Annotated in this window: 5 protein-coding genes; 3 read left to right on the top strand and 2 right to left on the bottom strand. The window is 70.1% G+C overall.

The genetic code is table 11. From position 1 onward, the window contains the following. Positions 1-136: 136 nt before the first annotated feature. Both fabI and fabG read right to left on the bottom strand, forming a co-directional pair. Positions 137-904: an enoyl-ACP reductase FabI gene (fabI, locus tag ACFWWR_RS48355; protein WP_053755178.1), complete on the bottom strand. Its 768-nt coding sequence runs from the start codon at positions 902-904 to the stop codon at positions 137-139. 5 nt (positions 905-909) lie between these two features. Further along, entirely contained in the window at positions 910-1614 is a 705-nt protein-coding gene (fabG, locus tag ACFWWR_RS48350; RefSeq protein WP_383876255.1) for a 3-oxoacyl-[acyl-carrier-protein] reductase, read from the bottom strand. Between the two features lie 240 nt (positions 1615-1854). Here fabG and ACFWWR_RS48345 point away from each other — a divergent pair, with 240 nt between their 5' ends. Genes ACFWWR_RS48345 through tyrS form a run of 3 tightly spaced genes read left to right on the top strand, consistent with a single transcriptional unit; the run spans position 1855 to position 6096 of the window. Next, entirely contained in the window at positions 1855-3378 is a 1524-nt protein-coding gene (locus tag ACFWWR_RS48345) for a TldD/PmbA family protein (protein ID WP_384310749.1), read from the top strand. Next, positions 3375-4769, top strand: a complete 1395-nt coding sequence (locus ACFWWR_RS48340; protein ID WP_383876252.1) for a metallopeptidase TldD-related protein — start codon at positions 3375-3377, stop codon at positions 4767-4769. Before ACFWWR_RS48345 ends, ACFWWR_RS48340 begins: the two co-directional genes overlap by 4 nt. A gap of 58 nt (positions 4770-4827) precedes the next feature. Continuing rightward, positions 4828-6096 carry a tyrosine--tRNA ligase gene (tyrS, locus tag ACFWWR_RS48335; protein ID WP_383876250.1) on the top strand — a complete coding sequence of 423 codons (1269 nt, stop codon included), beginning with the start codon at positions 4828-4830 and terminating at the stop codon, positions 6094-6096. Positions 6097-6162 lie beyond the last annotated feature (66 nt).

Below are 6162 nucleotides of genomic sequence, written 5' to 3'. Positions count from 1 at the left end.
GTGTGGTTACCGCTAACACCCCTGGGCCGGGGCGGGCCCCCCCCCCGCCCGCGGGGGTGGCCCCACGGTGTGGGGGGTGCGGCCCCGTCACCCACCGGCCGGGGCCCCTCACCCCTCAGCAGTCACAGCGGCAGCGTCACGCACCGATGGCGTGCAGACCGCCGTCCACGTGGATGATCTCGCCCGTGGTCTTCGGGAACCAGTCGCTCAGCAGGGCGACGACGCCCTTGCCGGCCGGCTCCGGGTCCTTGAGGTCCCACTCCAGGGGGGCGCGGGTGTCCCAGACGGAGGCCAGCTCGGCGAAGCCCGGGATGGACTTGGCGGCCATCGAACCGATCGGGCCGGCCGAGATGAGGTTGCAGCGGATGTTCTGCTTGCCCAGGTCACGCGCCATGTAGCGGCTGGTGGCCTCCAGCGCGGCCTTGGCCGGGCCCATCCAGTCGTACTGCGGCCAGGCGTACTGCGCGTCGAAGGTGAGGCCGACGACCGAGCCGCCGTTCTGCATCAGCGGCAGGCAGGCCATGGTCAGCGACTTCAGGGAGAACGCCGAGACGTGCATGGCCGTGGCCACCGACTCGAACGGCGTGTTGAGGAAGTTGCCGCCGAGGGCGTCCTGCGGCGCGAAGCCGATGGAGTGCACGACACCGTCCAGGCCGCCCAGCTCCTCGCCGACCAGGTCGGCCAGGCGCCCGAGGTGCTCGTCGTTGCTGACGTCGAGCTCGATGACCTTGGTGGGCTTGGGGAGCTTCTTGGCGATGCGCTCGGTCAGCGTGGGACGCGGGAACGCGGTCAGGATGATCTCCGCGCCCTGCTCCTGGGCCAGCTTCGCGGTGTGGAAGGCGATGGAGGACTCCATCAGCACACCGGTGATCAGGACGCGCTTGCCCTCGAGAATTCCGCTCATGGTGTTCAGTGACCCATTCCCAGTCCGCCGTCAACGGGGATGACGGCTCCAGTGATGTACGAGGCGTCGTCCGAGGCGAGGAACCGCACCGTCGCGGCGATCTCCTCGGGCTGCGCGTACCTGCCGAGCGGCACCTGCTTCAGGATGCCCTCGCGCTGCTCGTCGTTGAGCACCTTGGTCATGTCGGTGTCGACGAAGCCCGGCGCGACGACGTTGAAGGTGAGGTTGCGCGAGCCCAGCTCACGGGCGAGCGAGCGCGCGAAGCCCACCAGGGCGGCCTTGGAGGCGGCGTAGTTCGCCTGGCCGGGGCCACCGTACAGACCCACGACCGACGAGATCAGCACGACGCGGCCCTTCTTGGCACGCAGCATGCCGCGGTTGGCACGCTTGACGACGCGGAAGGTGCCCGTGAGGTTCGTGTCGATGACCGAGGTGAAGTCCTCCTCGGACATGCGCATCAGGAGCTGGTCCTTGGTGATGCCGGCGTTGGCGATCAGCACCTCGACCGGGCCGTGCTCCGCCTCGATCTCCTTGTAGGCCTGCTCCACCTGCTCGGAGTCGGTGATGTCGCACTTGACGGCCAGGAAGCCGGCCGGCGGCTCGCCCGAGCGGTACGTGATGGCAACCTTGTCACCGGCGTCGGCGAATGCGCGGGCGATGGCGAGGCCGATGCCCCGGTTGCCTCCGGTGACGAGAACCGAGCGGCTCAACGGATCACCCTTTCGATAGCGGACTGACACACCCGCCCGAACACCTGGATGACAGGCGGCTTCCTCAAAAACCTATCGGTCCCGGCCCGTGCGCGGACAATCGGGCACCCACAGTGGCTTACGGGACTCGCTGTCGGGTCCCTACAGAAAGATGCGGAACTCCGTCGGAAACGTATGGTCCGCGGACCCGCCCGCGCGACATGATCGGAGCCGACAGGCCACGACTCCAGGGAGATCCCCGTGCCTCATACGATCGACGAAGCCTTCACGGCGCTTCCGCTACGCGCCTTGGCCGACGCCGCGCTGGCACGCGCGCGTGCGCTGGGCGCGGCGCACGCGGACTTCCGGTTCGAGCGGGTGCGCAGCGCCTCCTGGCGGCTGCGGGACGCCAAGCCCGCCGGCACCTCGGACACCACCGACCTCGGGTACGCGGTGCGGGTCGTGCACGGCGGCACGTGGGGTTTCGCGTCGGGTGTGGATCTGACCCTGGACGCCGCCGCCAAGGTCGCCTCGCAGGCGGTGCAGATGGCGAAGCTGTCCGCCCAGGTGATCAAGGCGGCCGGCTCGGACGAGCGTGTCGAGCTGGCCGACGAGCCCGTGCACGCCGAGAAGACGTGGATCTCCTCGTACGAGATCGATCCGTTCGCCGTGCCCGACGAGGAGAAGGCGGCGCTGCTGGCGGAGTGGAGCGCGCGGCTGTTGGCCGCCGACGGCGTCAACCACGTGGACGCCTCGCTGCTCACCGTCCATGAGAACAAGTTCTACGCCGACACGGCCGGGACCGTGACCACCCAGCAGCGGGTACGGCTGCACCCGCAGCTGACCGCCGTGTCCGTCGACGAGTCGAGCGGCGAGTTCGACTCCATGCGGACCATCGCGCCGCCCGTCGGACGCGGCTGGGAGTACCTCACGGGCACCGGCTGGGACTGGGACGCGGAACTCGCGCGGATCCCGGAACTCCTCGCCGAGAAGATGCGGGCACCCAGTGTCGAGTCGGGCGTGTACGACCTCGTCGTCGACCCGTCCAACCTGTGGCTGACCATCCACGAGTCCATCGGGCACGCCACCGAGCTGGACCGGGCGCTCGGCTACGAGGCCGCCTACGCCGGCACCTCCTTCGCCACCTTCGACCAGCTGGGCAAGCTCAGGTACGGCTCCGAGCTGATGAACGTCACCGGTGACCGCACCGCCGAACACGGCCTGGCGACCGTCGGGTACGACGACGAGGGCGTCGCGGGCCAGTCCTGGGACCTGGTGAGGAACGGCACGCTGGTCGGCTACCAGCTGGACCGGCGGATCGCGCGGCTGACCGGGTTCGAGCGGTCCAACGGGTGCGCGTTCGCCGACTCCCCCGGGCACGTGCCCGTGCAGCGCATGGCCAACGTGTCCCTGCGGCCGGACCCGGCCGGGATGTCGACCGAGGACCTGATCGGGAGCGTGGAGCGCGGGATCTACGTCGTCGGCGACCGGTCCTGGTCGATCGACATGCAGCGCTACAACTTCCAGTTCACCGGGCAGCGGTTCTTCAGGATCGAGAACGGGCGGATCGCCGGGCAGCTGCGGGACGTCGCCTACCAGGCGACGACCACCGACTTCTGGGGCTCGATGGCCGCGGTGGGCGGTCCGCAGACGTACGTCCTCGGCGGTGCCTTCAACTGCGGCAAGGCCCAGCCGGGCCAGGTCGCGGCCGTCTCCCACGGCTGCCCGTCCGCCCTCTTCAAGGGCGTCAACATTCTGAACACCACGCAGGAGGCCGGTCGATGAGCCCTCGTTCGAACAAGCCGCACGAGATCGTCGAGCGGGCCCTCGCCCTGTCCCGGGCGGACGGCTGTGTGGTCATCGCCGACGAGCAGTCGACCGCCAACCTGCGCTGGGCCGGCAACGCGCTCACCACGAACGGCGTCACCCGCGGCCGTACGCTCACCGTCATCGCGACCGTCGACGGCAAGGAGGGCACGGCCTCCGGTGTGGTCTCCCGGTCGGCCGTGACCGCGGACGAGCTGGAGCCCCTGGTGCGGGCCGCCGAGGCAGCCGCGCGCGGTGCCCAGCCCGCCGAGGACGCCCGGCCGCTGGTCACCGGTGTGCCCCTCTCCCCCGACTTCACGGACGCGCCCGCCGAGACGTCCTCCGCGGTGTTCGCCGACTTCGCGCCGGCGCTCGGTGAGGCGTTCGCACGCGCGCGTGCGGGCGGCCGCGAGTTGTACGGCTTCGCCAACCACGAGCTGGTCTCCAGCTACCTCGGTACGTCGACGGGGCTGCGGCTGCGTCACGACCAGCCCAACGGGACGCTGGAGCTGAACGCCAAGTCGCCGGACCGTACCCGGTCGGCGTGGGCGGGGCGGTCGACGCGGGACTTCAAGGACGTCGACCCCGCCGCGCTGGACGCCGAACTGGCCGTACGCCTCGGGTGGGCCGAGCGCCGGATCGATCTGCCCGCCGGGCGGTACGAGACGCTGCTGCCGCCGACCGCCGTGGCGGACCTGCTGATCTACCAGATGTGGTCGGCGTCGGGCCGGGACGCGGTCGAGGGGCGCACGGTGTTCTCCAAGCCGGGCGGTGGCACCCGCGTGGGCGAGCGGCTCACCGACCTGCCGCTGACCCTGCGGAGCGACCCGAACGCGCCGGGCCTGGAATCGGCGCCCTTCGTGCTCGCGCACTCCTCCGGGGGCGACCAGTCGGTGTTCGACAACGGGCTGCCGCTGACCGCCACCGAGTGGGTGCGCGAGGGCGAGCTGAGCGGTCTGCTGACCAGCCGGCACAGCGCTGAGCTGACCGGGCTGCCGGTGGCCCCGGGCATCGACAACCTGATCCTTGACGGAGGCGAGGACCGGTCCCTGGAGGAGATGGTCGCGAACACCGAGCGCGGGCTGCTGCTGACCTGCCTCTGGTACATCCGCGAGGTCGACCCGGCGACGCTGCTGCTCACCGGCCTGACCCGGGACGGTGTCTATCTCGTCGAGAACGGCGAGGTGAGCGGCGAGGTCAACAACTTCCGGTTCAACGAGTCGCCGGTGGGACTGCTGGGCCGGGCCACCGAGGCCGGGCGCACGGAAAAGACGCTGCCGAGGGAGTGGAGCGACTGGTTCACTAGGGCTGCGATGCCGGCCCTGAGGGTGCCGGACTTCAATATGAGCTCTGTCAGTCAGGGCGTATAACCTCGTAGTCGGCTGTCGCTCGACGGCCCGAAGGTCATTCCAAGGAGATACGAGAACCGTGACGGACATCGTCGACGAACTGAAGTGGCGCGGGCTGCTCGCCCTCTCCACTGACGAGGACGCATTGCGCAAGGCGTTCGCGGACGGTCCCGTCACGTTCTATTGCGGCTTCGACCCGACCGCGCCCAGCCTGCATCTCGGGAACCTGGTGCAGATCCTCACGATGCGCCGGATCCAGCAGGCGGGCAACCGCCCGCTGGGCCTGGTCGGGGGCGCCACCGGCCTGATCGGCGACCCGAAGCCGGACTCGGAGCGCACGCTGAACGCGCCGGAGGTCGTGGCCCAGTGGGTCGAGCGGCTGCGTGCGCAGATCCAGCCGCTGCTGGACTTCGAGGGCCCGAACGCCGCGGTGATGGTCAACAACCTGGACTGGACCCAGGGTCTGTCGGCCATCGAGTTCCTGCGGGACGTGGGCAAGCACTTCCGGGTCAACAAGATGATCGCCAAGGAGGCCGTCTCCCGGCGGCTCAACTCCGACGCCGGCATCAGCTACACGGAGTTCAGCTACCAGATCCTGCAGAGCATGGACTTCCTGGAGCTGTACCGGAGGTACGGCTGCACGCTGCAGACCGGCGGCAGCGACCAGTGGGGCAACCTCACCTCGGGCACCGACCTGATCCACCGGGTCGAGCCCGACGCCGTGGTGCACGCGCTGGGCACGCCGCTGATCACCAAGGCCGACGGCACCAAGTTCGGCAAGACGGAGTCCGGCACGGTCTGGCTCGACCCCGAGATGACCACGCCGTACGCCTTCTACCAGTTCTGGCTGAACGCGGACGACCGGGACGTCTCCAAGTTCCTGCGCATCTTCAGCTTCAGGTCCCAGGAGGAGATCGAGGAGCTGGAGCGGCAGACCGAGGAGCGTCCGCAGGCGCGGGCGGCTCAGCGCGCGCTGGCGGAGGAGCTGACGACGCTGGTGCACGGCGCCGACCAGACGGCCGCCGTGGTCACCGCGTCCAAGGCGCTCTTCGGCCAGGGCGAGCTGACCGACCTGGACGAGAAGACGCTGGCAGCGGCCCTGTCCGAGGTGCCGCACATCCAGGTCGCCGAGCTCGGTCCGGTGGTCGACCTGTTCGCCGAGGTCGGCCTGGTCGCCAGCAAGTCGGCCGCGCGCCGCACGGTCAAGGAGGGCGGCGCCTACGTGAACAACACGAAGGTCGCCGCGGAGGACGCCGTCCCCGCCAAGGAGGACCTGCTGCAGGGGCGCTGGCTGGTGCTGCGCCGGGGCAAGAAGAACCTGGCGGCGGTCGAGGTCACGGGTTCCTAGACGCGCCGAAGCCGGGCACGGCGAAGGGGGCGGCCTCCCGCTCGGGAGGCCGCCCCCTTCGCCGTG

Source organism: Streptomyces sp. NPDC058678 (assembly GCF_042714835.1).
Taxonomy (GTDB): Bacteria; Actinomycetota; Actinomycetes; order Streptomycetales; family Streptomycetaceae; genus Streptomyces.
Note: the sequence above shows the minus strand (reverse complement) of the source record. Positions and strands in the feature narration are given on the sequence as shown.

Bases quoted from the DNA above. Each gene is read 5' to 3' on its own strand.
- ACFWWR_RS48340 (WP_383876252.1), top strand. From the start codon at position 3,375: ATGAGCCCTCGTTCGAACAAGCCGCACGAGATCGTCGAGCGGGCCCTC.
- fabI (WP_053755178.1), bottom strand. From the start codon at position 904: ATGAGCGGAATTCTCGAGGGCAAGCGCGTCCTGATCACCGGTGTGCTG.